The organism is Streptomyces sp. NL15-2K (genome assembly GCF_030551255.1).
In the GTDB taxonomy this organism is placed as follows: Bacteria; Actinomycetota; Actinomycetes; order Streptomycetales; family Streptomycetaceae; genus Streptomyces.
On record NZ_CP130630.1, the window covers coordinates 11956171 to 11975638 of the forward strand.

Below are 19468 nucleotides of genomic sequence, written 5' to 3' on the forward strand. Positions count from 1 at the left end.
ACCAGCCCGACCGCACCGGTGAGCGATCTGCAGTCGCTGCTGCTCGTGGCGGCGGAGATCGACGTGGAGTTGTCCGGGGGCGCGCTCGGCGGCGCCGTGACCAACCGCGACATCGGGCTGCTGATCGAGGCTCAGCAGACCGGGCAGACCGGGCAGACCGGGCAGACCGGGCAGTCCGGGCCGACGGGTAGCGGGACCGGCGCCGCCGAGTGGCGCGCGGCGTTCCACGGCAGCGAGCGGCTCGACCTCACCCTCAGCCGGCCCCGCCCGGCCACCCGGTCCTACCGCGCCGGAAGCGTCACCGTCGCGATCCCGGACGGGCTCGTGGAGCAGGTGTCGGCGGCGGCGAGCAGGCTCGCCGTGACCCCCGCCGCGTTCTGCCTCGGCACGCTGACCGTGCTGCTGGCCCGCAGGCGGCAGCGGGAGCGCTTCGTCCTCGCCGTGCCTGTGGACACGCGCATCCACGCCGACGCGTACGACGCCGTGGGCTTCTTCGGCGTTCCGGTGCCTTTCCCGGCCGAGGCGGGGGCGACGGAACGGGTCGAGGAGGTACTGCGCCGTACCGACGTCCGTCTGGAGCGGATCCTCGCGAAGGGCACCATGTTCTCCGACGTCCTGCCGGTCCTGGCGAAGCAGGGGCTGCACCGGACGAACGCTCCGCTGGTGGAGGTGTACTTCAACTACGTACGCTCCTCGGCGGGCCGGCTCACCCGCCTCGAGGTGCTGCCCGCCGGGACGGGCTACTCCGACCTCGACCTGATGATCACCATGACCCCGGACGCGGGCCGGATCCGGCTCGACCACAACCTCGACATCCTGGATGCTGCGGATGCCGTCGAGCTGGGGGAGGAGCTGGTGCGGCTGATCGTGGAGGCGGTCGAGGACCCCACGGCGCGGGTCGCGGCTGCTGTGCCGACCGCCGACGGAACTGCTGTGACTGCCGCACCAGATGCCGAGGCACCTGTCCTCGCCCCGCGCCGCACGCTCGCCCTCGCGGCCACCTTCGCCCTGGGCCACCTTCCGCAGCTGTTCGAGGCGGCGGTCGACGAGGAGACGCGGGACGAAGTCGTCCTATCGGTGACAGAGGCTCCGTACCATCACGTCCTCGCGAGCCTGCGGGACCCCTCCGGGGCCTTCGCCGACCCCTCCACCGCCGCAGGCGTCGTACTCCTGCGCGCGCAGGACTTCCAGCGGTTCGGCCCGGTCGACGACGAACTGCTCGCCGAACTGCGCACCGCCTACCCGGCCGCACTGCGGGCACTGTCCGAGCGGACCCGTAAGCCGCTGATCGTCGGCTTCCTGCCGGGCGCGTGCATCGAGGACCGCTGCGCGCGCTGGGAGCGTGAGGTCGCCGCCGAGCTCGCCGAGACGCCCGGCATCGCGGTGCTCGGTCCCGAGGAGTGGACTCGCTACCACGCCGTGGAGGAACGCTTCGACGAGCGGACCGAACGGCTGGCCCACCTGCCCTTCACCCCCCACTTCCAAGCGGCGGTGGCCCTGCGCCTGGCCGAGGTCGTACGCGCGGCACGGCGCCCCGCGCCCAAGGTGATCGCGGTGGACGGCGACGAGACGCTGTGGGGCGGCGTGGCCGGCGAGATCGGCCCGGAGGCGGTCGACCTGACCGGCCCGCGTGCCCTGCTGGCGCGCAGGCTCCTGCGGTGGCGGGCGGCAGGCGCGCTGTTGGTGCTGGTCAGCAACAACGACGAGGCCACCGTACGGGCCGTTCTCGACCGACCCGACAGCCCGCTGAAGGCGGAGCACCTGCCAGATCCTGCACAACTCGGCCTGGGGGACGGGCGCGTCGCTGTTCGTCCACGAGCACCTGACGGACACCACCCACGACCGCCTGGCCGAACTCCTCGGCCCCGCACCCCTGTGGATCCTGCCGCACCTGCGCCGCATCGAACTCGCCCGGACGGTGGTGCGCTGGCACGACACCGACCTGCGCTACCGGGCGCTGCCGCAGAACGCCCTCGACGCGGCCGCCCGCATCGACACCCCCGTCCTGCTGTTGTCCGGCAGTGAGAACGGCCTGTGGCTGGACTCCCAGAAGCTCTGCCACGACGTCCTCACCCGCAGGCAACCCCAGCTGGACGTGGCCTACACGGAAATCCCCGGCTACGGTCACCTCGACACCTTCCTGGGCCGTGGCGCCGCCCTCGACGTGTTCGGACACATCCTCGACTTCCTCGCCGCACACAGCTGACCCGCCCCCTCCGCCCCTCGGCCCGACCGCACCCAGGAGACCCGCCATGCCGCAGCTCGCCCTCGACGCCGCCACACTGACGTACGACGACGAGGGCCACCGCGACACTGGCGCCGCGCCCCTGGTGTTCATCCACGGCTGGACGGCCAACCGCCACCGCTGGGACCACCAGATGGCGCACTTCTCCCCCCACCGGCGAGTGATCCGCCTCGACCTGCGCGGCCACGGCGAGAGCACCGGCTCGGGCGCACGCACCATCGACGAGCTCGCGGACGACGTCCTCGCCCTCCTCGACCACCTGAAGATCGACCGGTTCGTCCCCGTCGGCCACTCCATGGGCGGCATGATCACGCAGACCCTCGCCCTCGCCCACCCGGACCGGGTGGAACGCATGGTGCTGGTGAACTCGATCAGCAGGATGGCCTACAGCCGGGGGAGAGGCCTGCTGATGGCCGCCTCCACCCTGGTCCCCTTCAAACTCTTCGTCGCCGCCAACATCCAGCGGGCCTTCGCCCCCGGCTACCCCCGCGAGGAGATCCGCGAGCACATCCGCTCCTCCGCGACCACGCCCCGTGAAGTCGTGATGACGCTGTACGCCGCCATGCGGGCCTTCGACGTCCTGGACCGGGTTCCCGAGATCCGCACCCCCACCTTGCTGGTGCACGGCTACCGCGACATCCAGCTGCCCGTCTCACAGATGCTGCGCATGGCCACGTCGTACCCGGACGCCGTCATCCGCATCATCGACGCGGGCCACGAACTCCCCCTGGAGAAGCCGGCGGAACTGACCGCGACCATCGACCGGTTCGTGACCGACCCGCGGTGATCCGGGATCCGGGGTCCGGGACGCTACGGCTTGCGCCCCACTCCGCAGTAGGCATCGACGGAGACGGCCGGGTCGGCCGGGTTGGCCGAATCACTCGGTTCCGGACGCCACCGCGTGACCTGGACGACGCCGGGGTCCACCAACTCCAGACCGTCGAAGAACCCGGCGATCTCCTCGATACCGCGCACGTGGTACGGCACCGCACCGCTCGCGTTGTACGCCGCCGACGCGGCGATCATGCCCTCGCTGGTGGCCGTGCTGTCGCTGATCACCAGATGGCTTCCCGAGGGGAGGCCCGCCATGAGCCGGCGCACCAGGTCGCGCGCCTGCTCGTAGTCGGCGACATGCCCCAGCGTGTTGAGGATCATCAACGCGACCGGCCGGGAGAGGTCGAGTGTGCCCGCGGCCTCGAGGACGGCGTCCGGGTCGTACAGGTCGGCGTCCAGGTAGGCGGTCTTTCCCTCGGGCGTGCTCGTGAGCAGGGCGTTCGCGTGAGCCAGCACGATGGGGTCGTTGTCGACGTACACGATCCGGGCGTCCGGGGCCACGCGCTGTGCCACTTCATGCGTGTTGTCGGCGGTCGGCAGGCCCGTGCCGATGTCCAGGAACTGACGGATGCCCTGCTCGCCGGCCAGGTGGCGGACGGCACGCCCCAGGAAGTGCCGGCTCGTGACCGCCACGTCGACGAGGCCGGGGAAGATCTCCTTGATGTGGTCCCCGATCTCCCGGTCGACCTCGTAGTTGTCCTTGCCGCCGACGAAGTAGTTCCAGAAGCGGGCCGAGTGCGGCTTGGACGTGTCGATCCCGACGGGCATCCCTGCACTGGCGGTGGCCTGGGAGTTGGAGTCCGACAAGGCGAAGCCTCCTGCACGTGGACGTTGGTGATCAGGACTCCAACCTAGGCGAACCGGCCCTCCACTCCCGCGAGTTGAAGATCCCGGCCGGTCGCACCATGCCGTTTCGGCCAGTCCCTGCTGCGGCCTGCCCGGGCGCTGTGCGTCGCCGCCTGATGGCCCTCGGGGGTGCTCGCCCGCGCCCCCACGGCGCCACAGCGGACAAGCAGTCCACGGTTCGTGAATTCAGGAATCGCTGTACCGTAGCCGCTGTGCTGACCATCGCCTCCGACATCGACACCCTCGCCCGCTTCGGCCGCGCCCTCGCCGACCCGATCCGCTGCCGCATCCTGCTCGCCCTGCGCAAGGCGCCCGCGCACCCGGCCGACCTGGCCGATGAGTTGCAGATCTCCCGCACCCGGCTGTCGAACCACCTCGCCTGCCTGCGCGACTGCGGCATCGTCGTCGCCGTCCCCGAGGGCCGGCGTATGCGCTACGAGCTGGTCGACGCCCGACTGGGTCACGCCCTGGACGACCTGCTCGGTGCGGTCCTCGCCGTCGAGGCCGACCGTACGTGTGCGGACGCCGACGAGAAGGGCTGCTGCTGATGGCGTCGCTCTCCCTCGGCCCCGCACCCGACCGCCGCGCCCAACTGGCCCGGCGCATACGTGTGTTGGTCGGCGCCACCATCGCCTACAACGTGATCGAGGCGATCGTCGCCCTCACCGCCGGCACCCTCGCCTCCTCCACCGCCCTGATCGGCTTCGGGCTGGACTCGGTCATCGAGGTCTCCTCCGCGGCCGCCGTGGCCTGGCAGTTCTCCGCCGTCGACCACACCGTCCGCGACGCCCGGGAGAAGACGGCCCTGCGCATCATCGCGCTGTCCTTCTTCGCCCTCGCCGCCTACGTCACCGTGGACTCCGTCCGGGCCCTGACCGGCACCGGCGAGGCGCAGCACTCCACGCCCGGCATCGTGCTCGCGGCCCTGTCCCTGGCAGTGATGCCCTTCCTGTCCGCCGCCCAGCGCCGCGCCGGACGCGAGCTCGGCTCCGCCTCGGCGGTGGCGGACTCCCAGCAGACCCTGCTGTGCACCTACCTGTCGGCCGTCCTTCTGGTCGGCCTGCTTGCCAACTCCCTGCTCGGCTGGAGCTGGGCAGACCCGATCGCAGCCCTCGTGATCGCCGCCGTCGCGGTCAAGGAGGGCCGCGCGGCATGGCGTGGCGACCACTGTTGCGCCGTACCGGTCGCGGGCGTAGAGGTGACCGACGAGGTGCAGGGCGGCTGCGGGTGCGAGGCCGACTGCTCTTGCTGCGCACCGGCGAACGGTGCGGGTGCCCGGTAGTCGTGGACGGGCTCGACAACCCCGGGCGGGGCAGGAATCCGGATGGCCGCCGGGGGAGCCGGCCGACGTACGCGCCTGGTGCGCGCGAAAGGTGGAGAGCGTCGAACCCCAGTGGTCGTACGTCCGCGCCCCGCGCGAGGCGATCCCGGACGACGGCTTCCTGGTCTTCTGCTCGCGGCCGCCCGGCAAGGGCTGGACGGGCCCGGTCAGGCCGCCGGCCGCACCAGGCCCGACTCGTAGGCGAAGACCACCGCCTGGACGCGGGCGCGAGCACCGATCTTGGTGAGGATGTTGCTGACGTGGGACTTGACCGTGGTCGGGGCGATGGACAGCCGCGTCGCGATCTCGGTGTTGGACCAACCGGAGGCGACGGCGGTGAGCACGTCGCGTTCACGCTCGGTGAGCGTGCCGAGCCCGCCTTCCCCTTCGAGCAGGCGTACGGGGCGCTGTTGCCGGACGGTGTCGACGAGCGCGCGGGTCAGGACGGGCGTGATGACGGCGTCCCCGGCGGCCACGATGCGGACGGCGGCGGTCAGTTCGTCGGGCGTGGCGTCCTGGAGAAGGAATCCACCGGCTCCGGCGCGCAGGGCGGCGTAGGTGTACCGCTCGTGGCTGGTCGGCGTCAGGACCAGCACGCGCGGGGAGCGTCCTGCGGCTCTGGCGGGTTCGGGTGCTTGTGGGAGGGTGGGGGGCCGTGTGATGCGGCGGATGGCGTCGAGGCCGTCCTCTTCGGAGACGCGGCTGTCGATCAGGACGACGTCGGGGCGGAGCGCGGCGCTCATGCGAACCGCCTCGATCCCGCTCGTCGCCTCGCCGACGACGGTCAGGTCGGGCTCGGCCGCGAGGAGCATGCGCAGGCCGAGGCGCTGGAGGGACTGGTCATGGACGATGAGTACGGAGGTCATGGTGGGGGTTCTCCATGCTCTCTGAACGAAACTGTTTCGTTCACTTGAAGATCAGAATAGCGCGCATCGCTAACGAAACGGCCTCGTTTTCCTTGTGGTCTGGGTCACTTCTCGGCGGTGAGTCGCACATAAGGAGATATCCACCTCAAAGAGGCCCGACTACGGGAAAATCGTCTCCTGTACATCACTCGCCGAGCGGCAGCACAGTCAGGAGACACGCATGGAGTACTACGACCTCGGCCCCTACCGCCGCTCGGTGACGACCTCGTCCGCCGATGCCCAGCTGTGGTTCGACCGCGGGCTGTCGTGGACGTACGCCTTCCATCACGAGGAGGCCGTCTCCTGCTTCGAGGCGGCAGCCGCGGCCGACCCCGACTGCGCCATGGCCTACTGGGGCATCGCCTACGCACTCGGCCCGAACTACAACAAGCCCTGGGATTTCTTCGACGACCAGGACCTGGCCAGGACCGTCGACCGCACCCACGCCGCCGTAGAGCTGGCCCACGACAAGGCAGCGAACGCCACCCCCGTCGAACGAGCGCTCATCGGCGCGTTGCGTGCCCGCTACCCACAGGCGAAACCGGCCGACGACTGCTCGGTGTGGAACGCCCCCTACGCCGAGAGCATGCGCGCCGTCCACGAACTCGCCCCCGACGACCTGGACGTAGTCACCCTGTACGCCGACGCGTTGATGAACCTCACGCCCTGGCAGCTGTGGAACCTGCGGACCGGCGAGCCGGCCGAGGGTGCCCGCACGCTCGAGGCCAAGGCCGTCCTGGACCGTGCGCTCGCCACCGAAACCGGCCGCCGGCACCCGGGCATCCTGCACCTGTACATCCACCTGATGGAGATGTCCCCGACGCCCGAGGCCGCCCTGCCCGTCGCCGACCGACTGCGCGGCCTGGTGCCGGACGCCGGCCACCTCCACCACATGCCCTCCCACCTGGAGGTGCTCTGCGGCGACTACCGGGGGGTGGTCTCGGACAACAGCATCGCCATCGCGGCCGACGAGAAGTTCCGCGCACGAGCCGGGGCGATGAACTTCTACACCCTGTACCGGTCGCACAACTACCACTTCAAGATCTACGGCGCGATGTTCCTCGGGCAGTCCGAGACCGCCCTGGAGACCGCCGCGCAGCTCGAAGCGTCCATCCCGGAGGAACTGCTGCGCGTGCAGAGCCCGCCCATGGCCGACTGGCTCGAGGCCTTCCTCGCGATGCGGGTCCACGTCCTGATCCGCTTCGGCCGCTGGGCCGACATCCTGCGGCTGCCCCTGCCCACCGACCCCGAGCTGTACTGCATGACGACCGCGATGCTCCACTACGCCCGCGGCGTCGCGCTCTCGGCCACCCACCGCATCGCCGAGGCGGAGGCCGAACGCCGGCTGTTCCGAGCGGCGGCCGCCCGCGTCCCCGAGACGCGCATGCTGTTCAACAACACCTGCGCCGACATCCTCGCCATCGCCTCGGCGATGCTCGACGGCGAACTGGAGTACCGCAAGGGCCGGTACGAGGCCGCCTTCGCCGCGCTGGAGCGGTCGATCGAGCTGGACGACAACCTGCCCTACGACGAGCCGTGGGGCTGGATGCAGCCCACCCGCCACGCCTACGGCGCCCTGCTCCTCGAACAGGGCCGCGTCACCGAGGCCGAGGCGGTCTACCGCGCCGACCTCGGCCTCGACGACACGCTGCCCCGGGCGTCGCAGCACCCCGGCAACGTCTGGGCCCTGCACGGCCTCCACGAATGCCTGGTGCGCCTGGGCAAGACGGGGGAGGCGCAGATCGTGGCCCAGCAACTGCGCATCGCCGCCGCGCTGGCCGACGTACCGATCGAGGCGTCGTGCTTCTGCCGCCTCGAAACGGGCTCCCACACGGCTGCGGGTGGGTGCTGCGCCTCGGACGACTGACGCGCCCAGACGAAGCCAGGGCGGGAGCCGGCACGCCACAGCCCTCGTGCCGTCGGGCCCGCGCTCACCGAGCGCGGGCCCGACGGCGTTCCATGATCCATTGTCAGTGGCGGCCGGTAAGTTCAGTCGTGTCCCGCCGATCCGGCGTGACTGCCCCTGGACGCAAAGGAGATGGTGCGTTGTCCGACTGGGAGAGGTCGAGCACGGCACGGGTGATCCCACCCGCACGCCCCCGCAAACTCGCCAAGGTGCCGTTCGTCGAACTGGCCGACGGAAGGCTGCAGGGCGTGGTGTCCAGCGGCTCGGACATCGGGCGGGTCTACGTCTCGTCGGTCGCGGCCGGCACCTACGCGTTCGCGTGCAGCACCAACAACAACCGGCCTTGCGGCGGCGCCCGGGGCATGTTCTGCAACCACATCCGCGCCCTGATCAACGAGGCGGTCCTGCAGTACGGCGCCGAGCGCGTCGCCCGTTATCTGCGCGTCGACACCTCCGGCGAGGAGCCGAGCGCGCAGTCGATCACCTCGGGCATGGGCGACGCCAGGCCGCCCCAGGCGGACAGCAAGGCCGCCGCTGTCGTCTTCAGCCGGTTCCTGCGCCACCTGGCCTACCTGGAACTCGCCCCGGCCACGACCCCGTTGCCGGAGATGGAGTGGTTCCCGCCGACCCGGTCGGTGGCGATGGGGGTGCCCCCGCGCGAGCTCGGTTCGAGCGTGGGGGAGCGGGCCGATCCGCTGAGCGAACCCATCGCCGGGCTCGACGAAGCCATGGCGGCCGTCGACGCCTTCGACCGGGCCCTTGTCGCCGGACTGCTGCGCCCCCAGCCCGCCCAGGCCGCGGAGCTTACGGAGCTGGCCCACGCCGTCGCCGGGTCGCCCCTGGCCGCCAAGGTCGCCGAGGCGGCCGACAAGACGGCGGCCGGAGCGGGGAGCGAGGACCACTTCGTCGTTCTCGCCGCCGCCCGCACGGCACTCCTCGGCTCCGTCCACGACGCCCTCCTGGCCCGCGTCGACGAGACGACCGGCCGCCCCCGCGGCGAGGAGACGCCCGCGGCACCCGCCGAGCAGCAGGCCGCCAACGTGCTGCTTGCCGCCCGTTCCTGGCTCTCGGACCTGGCCCGCACCGGCTGGCAGGGCCTCGACCACGACGTGGTCGCCGGATCGGCGCAGGTCATCGCCGCCATGCTCCCGGACCCGGACCTGCGCCGCCTGGCGACACTCCTCGACGGTTTCGCCGCCGAACTCGCCGCATCCTGCCCGGGCGCCGCCCTGGACCGGATTCCGGCTCGCCGCTGGGCCGACCTCTGGTCCCGTGCCATGCTCCTGACGCTGCCCGGCGCGACCGGCGCGACCGGCGCGACCGGCGCGACCGCGCCCGGCACCGCCACCGGCAGGCTGCTGCCTCTCGGCGTCGACCTGCACGAACACGCCACCGCCGCACAGGCCCAGGTGCACGCCGTGTTCGAGCCCGCCGACGGCACCGCACCCCGTCTGGTGCGCGCCGGCGTCTCGGCCCCGAAGCCGGACACGGTCGTCGGCGCCGGCGTCTGGCAGCTGCTCCGCCCGCACATGTCGCTGCTGGCGGCCGCCGGCGAGGGCCGCTCGATGGAGCTCACCGACATGCCGATCACCGTCGAGGGCGACCTGATCTGGAGCGACGACCACGCGCGTCCGGGCGAACCGGCCGACGCCTTCGCCACCGCCCGGGTCGCCCTGCCCACCGCCACCCCTTCGGCGACGGCACCCCTGGACCGGCACCCGGCCCGGATCGCCGTACCGGTGTTCCTGGAGGGCTACACCGCCCAACGCGACGACACGGCAGTGACGTTCACCATCGCCGGACACGCGGTCGCCGTCGACACCGACCGCATCCCGGCCGCGAGCCCGCTCACGCCGCAAGCGGTCGCGGCGTCGGGCGCGTGTATCGGCCTGCTCCGCTGGGACGCCGGCGCCTTCTCGGTGCAGCCCCTGGCCGTCGAGACGACCGTGCGGAAGAAGGCCGGCGCGCTCCACGCCGGAGGATGGGCCGGCGGCACCACCGACAAGGCGGGCGTCAAGGCCGAGAAGGCGGCCACCGACGCCGTGACGGTGCTGCGCGAGCGCGCCGGAAGGCTGCTGCGGAAATGACCGAGCCGAAGACCGATCACCACCCCGCGGCGGACCCGCACGACAACCGCCGCCAGGCCCTGTACTGGCGCCTGCTCGCCCGGCTCTTCGACCCCGAGGAGCAGGCGACCCTCGAATCCGCGAGCCTCGCCGTCGTCGAGGACATCGGCCTGCCACCCGCGCTCCTCGACCCGCAGACCTCCGTCGATTCGCTCGTGCAGCGCCACCCGGAACTGGCCGCCGAGTTCGACGGCCTGATGCTGCCCGAACCCGACGACGACGGCACACGTGACCGTGCCGCCGAAGTGCGGCGCGCCGCACTCGTGTCCAAGGTGCTGCTCAATGTCTTCGCCACCGGCTCGGGCACGGTCACCGCCGAACAGCTCTCGCGCTGGCAGTCCGACGCGGGCTGGCTGGAGCGCGCGCTCGGCTGCCGGCCCGGCGACCTGCGCGCCGGACAGTCCGGACGATCCGGCGGAAGGGGCGCGGGCCCGGGCGTCAGCCCGACCGGTACCGGCGGCGGCCACGGCACGCCCGACCTCAGCCGGCTGATCCCGGAGATCGGCCCCGAACTCGGCGCCATCGAGGCCGGCCTCGTCAAACGCATGCACCTGCGCGAAGTGCTCGCCGATCCCAAGCTCGCCGCACAGCTGACCCCGAGCATGTCGCTCATCGAACAGCTGCTGCGCGACAAGAACAACCTCTCCGGCGTGGCCCTGGCCAACGCCAAGGCCCTGATCCGCCGCTTCGTCGACGAGGTCGCCCAAGTGCTGCGCACCCAGGTGGAGAAGACCACGGTCGGCGCCCTGGACCGCTCCGTCCCGCCCAAGCGGGTGTTCCGCAACCTGGACCTCGACCGCACGATCTGGAAGAACCTCACCAACTGGAGCCCGGAGGAGGAGCGACTGTACGTCGACCGCCTCTACTACCGGCACACCGCCCGCAAGACCACGCCCCAGCGGCTGATCGTGGTCGTGGACCAGTCGGGCTCCATGGTCGACTCGATGGTCAACTGCACCATCCTGGCGTCCATCTTCGCCGGGCTGCCGAAGGTCGACGTCCACCTGATCGCGTACGACACCCAGGCGCTCGACCTCACGCCCTGGGTGCACGACCCCTTCGAGACGCTGCTGCGCACCAACCTCGGCGGCGGCACCGACGGCACCGTCGCCATGGCGCTGGCCCAGCCGAAGGTCGCCGAGCCGCGCAACACCGTCGTGGTGTGGATCTCCGACTTCTACGAGTGGCAGAGCGAGCCGCTGTTCCAGAGCATGGCCGCCCTGCACCGCTCCGGAACCAAGTTCATACCGGTCGGCTCGGTGACCAGCTCCGGCCGCGGCAGCGTCAACCCGTGGTTCCGGGAGCGCTTCAAGGACCTCGGCACACCGGTGATCTCCGGACACATCCGGGGGCTCGTCCAGGAACTCAAGACGTTCCTCGCCTGACGTCCCTGGCTACGGCTTCCCCCGCTTCCCTGAATTCCTTCCGCGAAAGGCTTTGTGATGTCCGACCTGTTGCGCGCCCCCGCCGAGCTCAAGTACGCCGAGGAGCTGGACTGGCTGGAGTCCGTCGACGACAACCCCAAGCCCTTCTCCTGGCGCCTGTCCCCGAAGATGGTCCGCCTGTTCGTCCTGGGTTCCGAGCGCGCCGACGGCCTCGACCGCGAAATCTCCCAGAAGTGGTTCGGCGACCGCAGCTTCGTGGAGCGTTCCATCGTCACCCTGGCCTCCGACCGCGGCCTGCTGCTGATCGGCGACCCCGGTACCGGCAAGAGCTGGCTGGCCGAACTGCTGTCCGCCGCGATCAGCCGCAACTCCACGCTCGTGGTGCAGGGCACCGCCGGCACCACGGAGGACCACATCAAGTACTCGTGGAACGTGTCCATGGTGATCGCCAAGGGCCAGTCGCGGGAGTCGATGATCCCCTCTCCGATCATGACGGCGATGGAAACCGGCGCGATCGGCCGCTTCGAGGAACTCACCCGCTCCACCAGCGACGTCCAGGACGCGCTGATCTCGATCCTGTCCGAGAAGTACATCTCGGTCCCCGAGCTGGACAGCGACAACATCGTCTTCGCCAAGCCCGGCTTCTCGGTCATCGCCACCGCCAACAGCCGCGACCGGGGCGTCAACGACCTGTCCTCGGCGCTCAAGCGCCGCTTCAACTTCGTCCGCATCCCAGTGGTCACCAACAAGAAGAGCGAGGCGGAGATCGTTCGCTTCCGCACCGAGGAACTGCTGCGCCGTCACCAGATCGAGCTGGACGTACCGCCCACGCTGCTCGACGTGCTGCTGCAGAGCTTCGCCGACCTGCGTGCCTCCGCGGCCGCGGCCGGCAGCGACGACGAGAAGCTGGAATCCGCGCTGTCCACCGCCGAACAGATCGGCGTCCTGGAGGACGCGATCCTGCACAGCAACTTCTTCGGCGAACGCGCCCTGAACGCCCACACCCTCGCCTCCTCGCTGGTCGGATCGCTGGCCCGGCGCGAGCCGGAGGACCTGGCCATCCTCAACAAGTACCTGCACGGCGTCGTCGAGCCGCGCAGCAAGGAACAGGGCGGCTCCTGGCCCGAGTTCCTCGAGGGCGGCCGCGACGCGATCGCCACCCTGTCATGAGCGGCACGCACGAGGAGACGTTCACCGCGCTGCGCACCCAACTCCAGGAAGCCGCCACGGCATTCGCCGACGGTCCCGACGCCCTGGAGGGCATCCTCCTCGGCATCGTCGACGACGTCGACCGCGCGGTGCGCGAACCGCTGGAGATCTTCCCGGTCTGCCACCACTCGCCCGCCTCCGCGCTCGCGATGGCACGCCGACTGCGGGAGAAGCAGCCGAAGGTCGTCTACCTGGAGCTGTGCGAGGACATGGCACCGCTGCTGACCGAACTGCGCAACTGCCGGCTCCCGGTGGCGGTCCAGGCGTTCGCGACCGACATCGACGGCTTCCCCGCCGACTGGTCGCCGCTGTCGGTGGTCGCACCGATCACCGAGGCGTCGGCCGAGTACCAGGCCATCGCCTACGCCCTGGACACGCCCGGCGTCGAGCTGGTCCTCGTCGACCGCTCCTCCGACCACGTCTTCCAGTGGGACGCGCGGAGCGGACCCGCCCCCGAAGCGGACGACCCGGACGCCCCGCCGGCCGAGGAGGAGGCCGCGCTGCACGGCGACGCCGTCGGCGTGGAGATCGGCGACCTGCGCCCGCGCTTCGCCGAACTGGAGCAGCACCTGCTGCGTCACGGCCGGGTGCGGCACTGGTCGGAATGGTGGCATCAATACGTCGAACTGCCGCTCGGCGACAGCGACCATGACACCTACCGGCAGGTCATGCTGCTCATCGGCAGCCTCTTCCGGCGCCTCGCCCCCGGGGATCCGCGACGGGTACGCGTGGACGAGGACCGCGAGCGCCACATGTGGACGCGGATGCGTGAGCACCTGACCGCCACCGGCACCGATCCCGCCGACTGCCTGTACGTCTGCGGAGCCTTCCACGCGGCCAGCCGCGTCGCGGAGTTCGGCGTCCACGGCAGCGGCACCTTCGAGATCGGCCCGCGCACCGCCACCAAGTGGCAGCACGGACTGATCCCGTCCAGCCACGCGGCCATCGAGGCACAGTTCGGCCTGGCCGCCGGCTCGGTGTCCATCGCGGCGACGGTGTGGGCGAAGAACCTCAAGCGCACACGAGTGCGGCCGTACCGGCTCGCAGGACAAGCGGGTACGAAGAAGCCGAGGAAGACAGCGGCCGTCCCCGCACCGGTGGCGGACCCCCCGCCCGCGGACCGGCTGACCGGCTTCCTGCGGCAACCGCCCGTGATCGACCGTCTGGACGAGGCCGAGCTGCTCGGCTGGTCGGTGGAGATCGTGCGCGCCGCCCGCCGGGCCGGCTACCTCGCCTCCACCGCCGACGCCATCGCCGTGTTCGAGACGTCGATCCTGCTGGCCGGGATGCGCGACCGCGCCAAGCCCACGCCGTACGACTTCCAGGACGCGGCCGTCACCTGCATCGAGAAGGACACCGTGCCGGGCCGGCGCGACGTGCGCCGTCTCGTCGAGATCATGATGGGCGGCGACCGGGTCGGCCAGGTCGGCTACGACGCACTGCCGCCCCTTGCCCGCGACGTGCACGACCGGCTTGCCCCGCTGAACCTCAAGCTGCAACAGCGCGGTGTGCAGCGGGCGTTGCTGGACATCGTCGGCCGGCCGGAACTCCAGCCGTGCTCCGACGTGCTGTGGATGCTGCGGTATCTGATGCCGCACGGCGCCGCACGGCCGATCATGGGCGAGCGGCGGCTCGGCGAGCGGCCCATCCAGGAGTCGTGGGACCTGGCGCTGGGCACGCACCAGCGCGCCCTCATCGAACTCGGCTACGAGGGCGTCAGCGTCGAACAGGTCCTGGAACAGCGCCTCAGGCGCACCGCGTACGGCCCGCAGGCCACAGCGGCGACGGTCCTGGAGGCCGTCGAGGACGCGACGCTGTACCTGCGCAGCCGGCGCCTCGCCGATGAACTGGGCACCCGCGCCCTGGAGGTCCTGGCGACCGAGCGCAGTGTCGACGGCGCGCCCGAAGTGCTGCGTCGGGTACGGCGGTTGCTGGCGTACTACCGAACCAGCGAACCGGCGCTGCCGCCGTGGATCGAGTCCTTCGTCAAGACCGGCTACGCGCACTACTGCACCCTGCTGCCGACGGCCTTCGGCGACGACGAGGCGACCGTCGGCCAGGTGGCCGCCATGCTGGGCTTCCTGTTCAGCATGGAGAGCCTGGCGCTGTCGCTCGGCTGCGACCGGACCCAGCTGGAGCTGGCAGTCGCGCAGTCCCATCCGCGGGAGGCGTCGAAGACGGCGCTGCTGTGGGCGGGTCAGGTGCAACTGGGCCGCCTCTCCCGCGCCGACCTGAGGACGCGGTGCGAGGACCTGCTGGGCAACCCCTTGGTGGTGCCCGCCTACCCGCGCTACCTCAGCGGGTTCCTGCACGCGCTGGAGCCGGTGCCGCAGCTGGCCGACTTCGTCGTGGAGGCGGTGTCGACCGCGTTCGGACGGCTGCCGGATCCCGTCCTGCTGCCGTGGCTGCCGACCCTGATCAGTACCCTGCGCTCCGGCGGCACGGAACTGGCTCCGCTGCTGATCCGCGAGGCCGGGCGCATCTTCCCCGGCCGCCTCGCGGCGCTGGACGAGTGGATACCGCCGTGGCGGGCCGAGCCGACCCCGGCACGCCCGAAGCGCCGACCGGACGGCGGCCGTGGCGTCGCGCTGCTCGCCGCCCACCCGGCGACGTGCGACGCGGTGGCCGAACTGCTGGAGTGCGACGAGCCCTGGCAGCAGGCGGACCCACGCCGGGGAGGCGTCGCGCTGCTGGACAGCCATCCCGCTACGGCGACGGCACTGGAGGCGCTGCTGGCCGGCCTCTGATCCGGGCCGACCGAGCCCGGATGGGGCGCACCCGGACCCCGCCGGGTGCGCCCCATCGGCATGCTCGTGGACCTCAGCAGTCCGGGACGCCCTCGATCTTCTCCCCGCCCTGGAGGTAGAGGTTGTTGACCCAGGCGATGTCGCTGCCGGAGAACTCCTGGACCGCGGTCCACCAGCTGTTCTTCCCGACGCCGGGATCGTCGACGGGCTGGCCCTGCTTCTGGCACACGGCGTCCAGCCAGTACTGCGAGCGGACCGCGAGCACGTTGGAGTCGGTGGTCGGCTGCTCACGCAGCTGGACGTCGGTCGCCCAGATGTAGACGTCGGTGAGGGTCGGGTCGCCGTCGTTCGGTGCGGCCGGGGCGGCCGTCGCCGTGGTGGCGAGGGCACCCGCGGCGAGCGTGGCCACGGCCAGGGCGGTCACGGAGCGCTGGATCAGCTTCTTCATGTGTGGATCCCCCATGAGTCGGTGGTGCGGTTGCGCGTGTTGCTGTGCGGCGTTCGGCCTGCCCTCAGCACTCTAGGGAGAGGTGTTGCCATGGTGTCCCTGACAATTCTCAGGGACCCGTTGGAGGGACCCGTTCAGAGATCGGACTCAGTCGCTCGACGCCTCCGGTTCGCCCCCGCTTATGGACCATCCGGCCCGCCCTGCTTTGGTCCTGTCGGCGGGGCCATGCTCGCGGCAGGGTGGGAGGACGACGAACCTTGTGGAGGCCCTCCTTGAGCATCGCGTTCCGGCATGCGGACGCCGTCCGTTCCGACCACCCTCAGCTCGTCGCCGGCGCGCTGTACGCCACCGGCATCGGTCCCACCGCCGACGTCGGCCCGCGCGTCGCCGCGTACACCGCCCGCGCCGCGGCCCGGCTCTCCGGTGCTTCCGAGAGCGAGTTCCCCGAGGTGCTGGCCTGGCGGCGGGCCTTCTCCCGGATGGGGCTCAAGCCGACGCAGTACCGGTGCGCCTCGGAGTCGCTGCTACGACGGCTGAGGAAGGAGGGGGAACTCCCGCGCATCCACCCGGTGGTCGACCTGTGCAACGCGCTCTCGGTCGCGTACGCGGTCCCGGTGGCCGCCCTCGACGCCGACCGCATCGCCGGCCCTCTGCTCGAGGTCCGCCACGCCCGCGGTGACGAGCTGTACACCACCTTCGGCGGCGGCACCGAGCACCCCGCACCCGGAGAGGTCACCTTCGTCGACTCCGCCGGCCGGGCTCATGCCCGCCGCTGGACCAACCGGCAGAGCGGCCACTCCGCGGTCGGCGAGCACACCAGCCGCATCCTCGTGGTGACCGAGGCCCTGCACGACGGCGGCGCGGAGGCCGTACCGGAGCTGCTCAAGACCCTCGCAGAGGAACTGACCACGCTCTGCCCGGCCGCCACCCAGGCAGCCGTCCTCACCTCGTCCCAACCGGAGTTCACCTTCGACGGCCAGGCCTTTCCCCCTGCGCCCGAAACGCGAACGCCGTAACGGCGCATGACAGCATGGGCCTGGTGAACGACGGGGAAGGCGCGGTGGGCGGATCCGCATCGGCCGCCGCACCCAGGGCAGCGGCCGACGGGCTCTCGCCCTACGGCTCCGACTTCCTGCAACTCGACGCCGGTGAGGCGCCCGGGTCCGGCAAGGCGGACTGGCTGGCCCGACGGCTGCGCCAGGCCATCGCCGACGGCCGGCTGGCGGTGGGCAGCAGACTGCCGCCCACCCGTGTGCTCGCCGCCGAACTGCGCCTCTCCCGCGGCGTGGTCACCGAGGCCTACCGGCGGCTGACCGAGGACGGCCACGTCGAGGGACGGCGGCGCGGCGGGACGGTGGTGGTCGCGGCCCCCTCCGCGCCACCGGCGGCACCCTCCCGGAACCCGGCCCTCGCCGCCCGCGCCGACTCCGGCAAGCTGTTCCTCGGCGAACCCGGCGCCGATGTCTTCGACGCCCTCCGTGCCACGCGGGCCCGCGTCGACTTCACCCCCGGCCAGCCCGATCTTGCCGCCTTCCCCCGCGCGGCCTGGCTGCGCGCGGAACGGGCCGTACTCACCGAGCTGTCCGCGGAGAACCTCGGCTACGGCGACCCTCGCGGCACCCCGCAGCTGCGTCGCGCCGTCGCCGGATGGCTGGCCCGCAGCCGCGGCATCCGGGTGGACCCGGACGACGTACTGATCGTCGCCGGCACCGCGCAGGCGCTCACCCTGCTGCACCCGGTGTTGCGCGCCGACGGCATCGACGGCATCGCGGTGGAGGACCCGGGCTCGCTCGGCACCCGCCAGCACTTGCTGAACGGAGCTCTCGCCACCCCACCGGTACCGGTCGACGACGACGGTGTACGCGTGGACGCACTGCGCGCCACCGGCGCCCGCGTTGTGCTGCTCACGCCCGCCCACCAGTTCCCCACCGGCGTGGTGATGAGTGGCGAGCGCCGCCGCGAGCTGCTGCGCTGGGCCGAGGACGGCGGGCTGATCCTCGAGGACGACTACGACGCGGAACACCGCTACGACCGGCCGCCCGTCCCCGCGCTGCGCGGGCTGCTCGCCGACCAGGTGTGCTACATGGGCAGCGTGTCCAAGCTGCTGGCGCCCGCGCTGCGGACCGGCTGGCTGGTACCGCCGCCCCGCTACCGCGAAGCGCTGACCGACGCCAAACGCTTCACCGACCTGGGCAACGCCGTGCTGCCGCAGCTGGTGCTCGCCCGGCTGATGGAATCCGGCGACCTGGAGCGGCACCTGCGCCTCCTGCGCGGCCGCCACCGGCGGCGCCGCGACGCGATGATCGACGCCATCGCCGAACACCTGCCGGGCGCGGTGGTCCACGGCGCGGCGGCCGGCCTGCACCTGACCGTCACGTACACGCCGGAGGTGCCCGACACCGAACTGGCCGCCGCCGCGCTCGCCCGAGGCGTGAAGTGCCAGCCACTGTCCTGGCACCGACAGATCCCCGGCCGCCCCGGCCTCGTCCTCGGCTACGCGGCCGGCCCCCCGGGCGTCATCGCCGAAGGCGTGGCCGCACTGGGCGAGGCGCTGCGCGAGCTGGCCTGACCCTGAGCGATGCAGCACACTGACGCCGTGACGCCGACACCGAAGCCGCACTTCCCCCTACCCCCAGAGCCCATCACGGCCGACGCACCGGAAGCGATACGGCGCCCTCTCCTCACCCAGTCCTGGCTCGACCTGGCGTTCCTTCACTGGGCCGCGGATCCGGCGGACGTGGCCGGCGTGCTGCCGCCGGGGACGGTCCCCGACACCCTGAACGGTGTCACCTACGTCGGTCTGGTCGCGTTCCGGATGCACCGCGTCGGCTGGCTCCGCCTCCCCGGAGTCCCCTACCTCGGCAGCTTCCCCGAGACCAACGTCCGCCTCTACTCGGTGGACGAACACGGTCGGCGCGGCGTCGTCTTCCGCTCACTCGATGCCTCCCGCCTGCTGCCCGTGGCCGTGGGGCGGCTCGGCTTCCGGATGCCGTACCTGTGGTCCCGTATGGCCGTCCGCACCCACGGCGACACCGTCACCTACACCAGCTCGCGGCGGTGGCCGGGCCCGCGCGGCGCTCACAGCCGTATCACCGTTCGGGTGGGCGAACAGGTCGAGCGGCCGACCGAGTTGGAGCACTTCCTGACCGCCCGCTGGGGCATGCACGGCGCTTTCTTCGGCCGGCCGATGTACCTGCCCAACGCGCACCCCCGCTGGTCGTTGCGCCGAGCCGACCTGGTCGAGTGCGATGAGGATCTGGTGGTCGCGGCAGGCCTGCCCGAACCGGTGGGGGAGCCGGTGAGTGTCCTCTACTCACCCGGAGTCCCGGCCCGCTTCGGCCGCCCGGCCCGCCCGGCCGGCATCCCGACGCCCTGACTCGGTTCCGACTCGTCCGGCTGAGCCACACGGAGCGGCTGACCGCCGGGGTGGAAATCACGGCACATGAGCCGTGCACGATTGCTAACATGAAGATGTGATTTACGTCCTCTATCTCTG

The 19468-nt window shown here is 71.6% G+C and carries 16 protein-coding genes and 1 pseudogene; 14 read left to right on the plus strand and 3 right to left on the minus strand.

Translation table 11 applies throughout. The features are described 5' to 3' along the window. The first annotated feature begins 18 nt into the window (after positions 1-18). The 3 genes from Q4V64_RS52440 to Q4V64_RS52450 are packed head-to-tail and all read left to right on the plus strand — an operon-like array spanning position 19 to position 3032. Positions 19-2025, plus strand: a complete 2007-nt coding sequence (locus Q4V64_RS52440; RefSeq protein WP_253267362.1) for a condensation domain-containing protein — start codon at positions 19-21, stop codon at positions 2023-2025. After that, positions 2012-2206: a hypothetical protein gene (locus Q4V64_RS52445; RefSeq protein WP_253267363.1), complete on the plus strand. Its 195-nt coding sequence runs from the start codon at positions 2012-2014 to the stop codon at positions 2204-2206. The genes Q4V64_RS52440 and Q4V64_RS52445 overlap by 14 nt, the downstream gene beginning before the upstream one ends. A 46-nt stretch (positions 2207-2252) precedes the next feature. Next, entirely contained in the window at positions 2253-3032 is a 780-nt protein-coding gene (locus Q4V64_RS52450) for an alpha/beta fold hydrolase (protein ID WP_124444337.1), read from the plus strand. A gap of 23 nt (positions 3033-3055) precedes the next feature. Here Q4V64_RS52450 and Q4V64_RS52455 read toward each other — a convergent pair whose 3' ends face one another. Then, positions 3056-3847, minus strand: a complete 792-nt coding sequence (locus Q4V64_RS52455) for an SAM-dependent methyltransferase (RefSeq protein ID WP_124444360.1) — start codon at positions 3845-3847, stop codon at positions 3056-3058. Between the two features lie 290 nt (positions 3848-4137). On the opposite strand from Q4V64_RS52455, the gene Q4V64_RS52460 reads away from it, so the two are divergent. Both Q4V64_RS52460 and Q4V64_RS52465 read left to right on the plus strand, forming a co-directional pair. Next, positions 4138-4473, plus strand: coding sequence for a metalloregulator ArsR/SmtB family transcription factor (locus Q4V64_RS52460; RefSeq protein ID WP_124444338.1), 336 nt, complete (start codon positions 4138-4140; stop codon positions 4471-4473). Then, positions 4473-5207, plus strand: coding sequence for a cation transporter (locus Q4V64_RS52465; protein ID WP_124444339.1), 735 nt, complete (start codon positions 4473-4475; stop codon positions 5205-5207). Before Q4V64_RS52460 ends, Q4V64_RS52465 begins: the two co-directional genes overlap by 1 nt. 206 nt (positions 5208-5413) lie before the next feature. Here the strand turns inward: Q4V64_RS52465 and Q4V64_RS52470 are convergent, their stop codons facing one another. Next, positions 5414-6112, minus strand: coding sequence for a response regulator transcription factor (locus Q4V64_RS52470; protein WP_124444340.1), 699 nt, complete (start codon positions 6110-6112; stop codon positions 5414-5416). Positions 6113-6332: 220 nt separating this feature from the next. Here Q4V64_RS52470 and Q4V64_RS52475 point away from each other — a divergent pair, with 220 nt between their 5' ends. From Q4V64_RS52475 to Q4V64_RS52495, 6 genes and pseudogenes are all read left to right on the plus strand, one after another. After that, positions 6333-8018 (plus strand): hypothetical protein, encoded by a 1686-nt coding sequence (locus tag Q4V64_RS52475; RefSeq protein ID WP_124444341.1) that lies wholly within the window; start codon positions 6333-6335, stop codon positions 8016-8018. 179 nt (positions 8019-8197) lie between these two features. Next, positions 8198-8698: pseudogene (locus Q4V64_RS55895) on the plus strand (hypothetical protein); the annotation flags it as partial. Then, positions 8699-10144: a hypothetical protein gene (locus Q4V64_RS52480; protein ID WP_124444361.1), complete on the plus strand. Its 1446-nt coding sequence runs from the start codon at positions 8699-8701 to the stop codon at positions 10142-10144. Next, positions 10141-11568 carry a VWA domain-containing protein gene (locus Q4V64_RS52485; RefSeq protein ID WP_124444342.1) on the plus strand — a complete coding sequence of 476 codons (1428 nt, stop codon included), beginning with the start codon at positions 10141-10143 and terminating at the stop codon, positions 11566-11568. Before Q4V64_RS52480 ends, Q4V64_RS52485 begins: the two co-directional genes overlap by 4 nt. Before the next feature lie 57 nt (positions 11569-11625). Beyond that, positions 11626-12738 carry an AAA family ATPase gene (locus Q4V64_RS52490; RefSeq protein ID WP_124444343.1) on the plus strand — a complete coding sequence of 371 codons (1113 nt, stop codon included), beginning with the start codon at positions 11626-11628 and terminating at the stop codon, positions 12736-12738. Then, the gene (locus Q4V64_RS52495; RefSeq protein ID WP_124444344.1) at positions 12735-15524 is read left to right on the plus strand and encodes a DUF5682 family protein; all 2790 of its coding nucleotides are present in this window, start codon (positions 12735-12737) and stop codon (positions 15522-15524) included. Before Q4V64_RS52490 ends, Q4V64_RS52495 begins: the two co-directional genes overlap by 4 nt. Before the next feature lie 73 nt (positions 15525-15597). On the opposite strand, the gene Q4V64_RS52500 is transcribed toward Q4V64_RS52495, so the two are convergent. Beyond that, on the minus strand, positions 15598-15972 hold the full coding sequence (locus tag Q4V64_RS52500) for a peptidase M23 (RefSeq protein WP_124444345.1): 375 nt from the start codon (positions 15970-15972) through the stop codon (positions 15598-15600). Between the two features lie 272 nt (positions 15973-16244). Here Q4V64_RS52500 and Q4V64_RS52505 point away from each other — a divergent pair, with 272 nt between their 5' ends. Genes Q4V64_RS52505 through Q4V64_RS52515 form a run of 3 tightly spaced genes read left to right on the plus strand, consistent with a single transcriptional unit; the run spans position 16245 to position 19348 of the window. Further along, positions 16245-16988 carry a phenylalanine--tRNA ligase beta subunit-related protein gene (locus Q4V64_RS52505; protein ID WP_253267364.1) on the plus strand — a complete coding sequence of 248 codons (744 nt, stop codon included), beginning with the start codon at positions 16245-16247 and terminating at the stop codon, positions 16986-16988. Between the two features lie 14 nt (positions 16989-17002). Then, positions 17003-18541: a PLP-dependent aminotransferase family protein gene (locus tag Q4V64_RS52510; protein WP_124444346.1), complete on the plus strand. Its 1539-nt coding sequence runs from the start codon at positions 17003-17005 to the stop codon at positions 18539-18541. 9 nt (positions 18542-18550) lie between these two features. Then, the gene (locus Q4V64_RS52515; protein ID WP_124444347.1) at positions 18551-19348 is read left to right on the plus strand and encodes a DUF2071 domain-containing protein; all 798 of its coding nucleotides are present in this window, start codon (positions 18551-18553) and stop codon (positions 19346-19348) included. Positions 19349-19468: the final 120 nt, after the last annotated feature.

Excerpts from the sequence above, each read along its gene's own strand:
- Q4V64_RS52450 (WP_124444337.1), top strand. The coding sequence starts at position 2,253 with ATGCCGCAGCTCGCCCTCGACGCCGCCACACTGACGTACGACGACGAG.
- Q4V64_RS52455 (WP_124444360.1), bottom strand. The coding sequence starts at position 3,847 with ATGCCCGTCGGGATCGACACGTCCAAGCCGCACTCGGCCCGCTTCTGG.
- Q4V64_RS52465 (WP_124444339.1), top strand. The coding sequence starts at position 4,473 with ATGGCGTCGCTCTCCCTCGGCCCCGCACCCGACCGCCGCGCCCAACTG.
- Q4V64_RS52470 (WP_124444340.1), bottom strand. The coding sequence starts at position 6,112 with ATGACCTCCGTACTCATCGTCCATGACCAGTCCCTCCAGCGCCTCGGC.
- Q4V64_RS52475 (WP_124444341.1), top strand. The coding sequence starts at position 6,333 with ATGGAGTACTACGACCTCGGCCCCTACCGCCGCTCGGTGACGACCTCG.
- Q4V64_RS52480 (WP_124444361.1), top strand. The coding sequence starts at position 8,699 with ATGGGGGTGCCCCCGCGCGAGCTCGGTTCGAGCGTGGGGGAGCGGGCC.
- Q4V64_RS52485 (WP_124444342.1), top strand. The coding sequence starts at position 10,141 with ATGACCGAGCCGAAGACCGATCACCACCCCGCGGCGGACCCGCACGAC.
- Q4V64_RS52490 (WP_124444343.1), top strand. The coding sequence starts at position 11,626 with ATGTCCGACCTGTTGCGCGCCCCCGCCGAGCTCAAGTACGCCGAGGAG.
- Q4V64_RS52495 (WP_124444344.1), top strand. The coding sequence starts at position 12,735 with ATGAGCGGCACGCACGAGGAGACGTTCACCGCGCTGCGCACCCAACTC.
- Q4V64_RS52500 (WP_124444345.1), bottom strand. The coding sequence starts at position 15,972 with ATGAAGAAGCTGATCCAGCGCTCCGTGACCGCCCTGGCCGTGGCCACG.
- Q4V64_RS52510 (WP_124444346.1), top strand. The coding sequence starts at position 17,003 with ATGGGCCTGGTGAACGACGGGGAAGGCGCGGTGGGCGGATCCGCATCG.
- Q4V64_RS52515 (WP_124444347.1), top strand. The coding sequence starts at position 18,551 with ATGCAGCACACTGACGCCGTGACGCCGACACCGAAGCCGCACTTCCCC.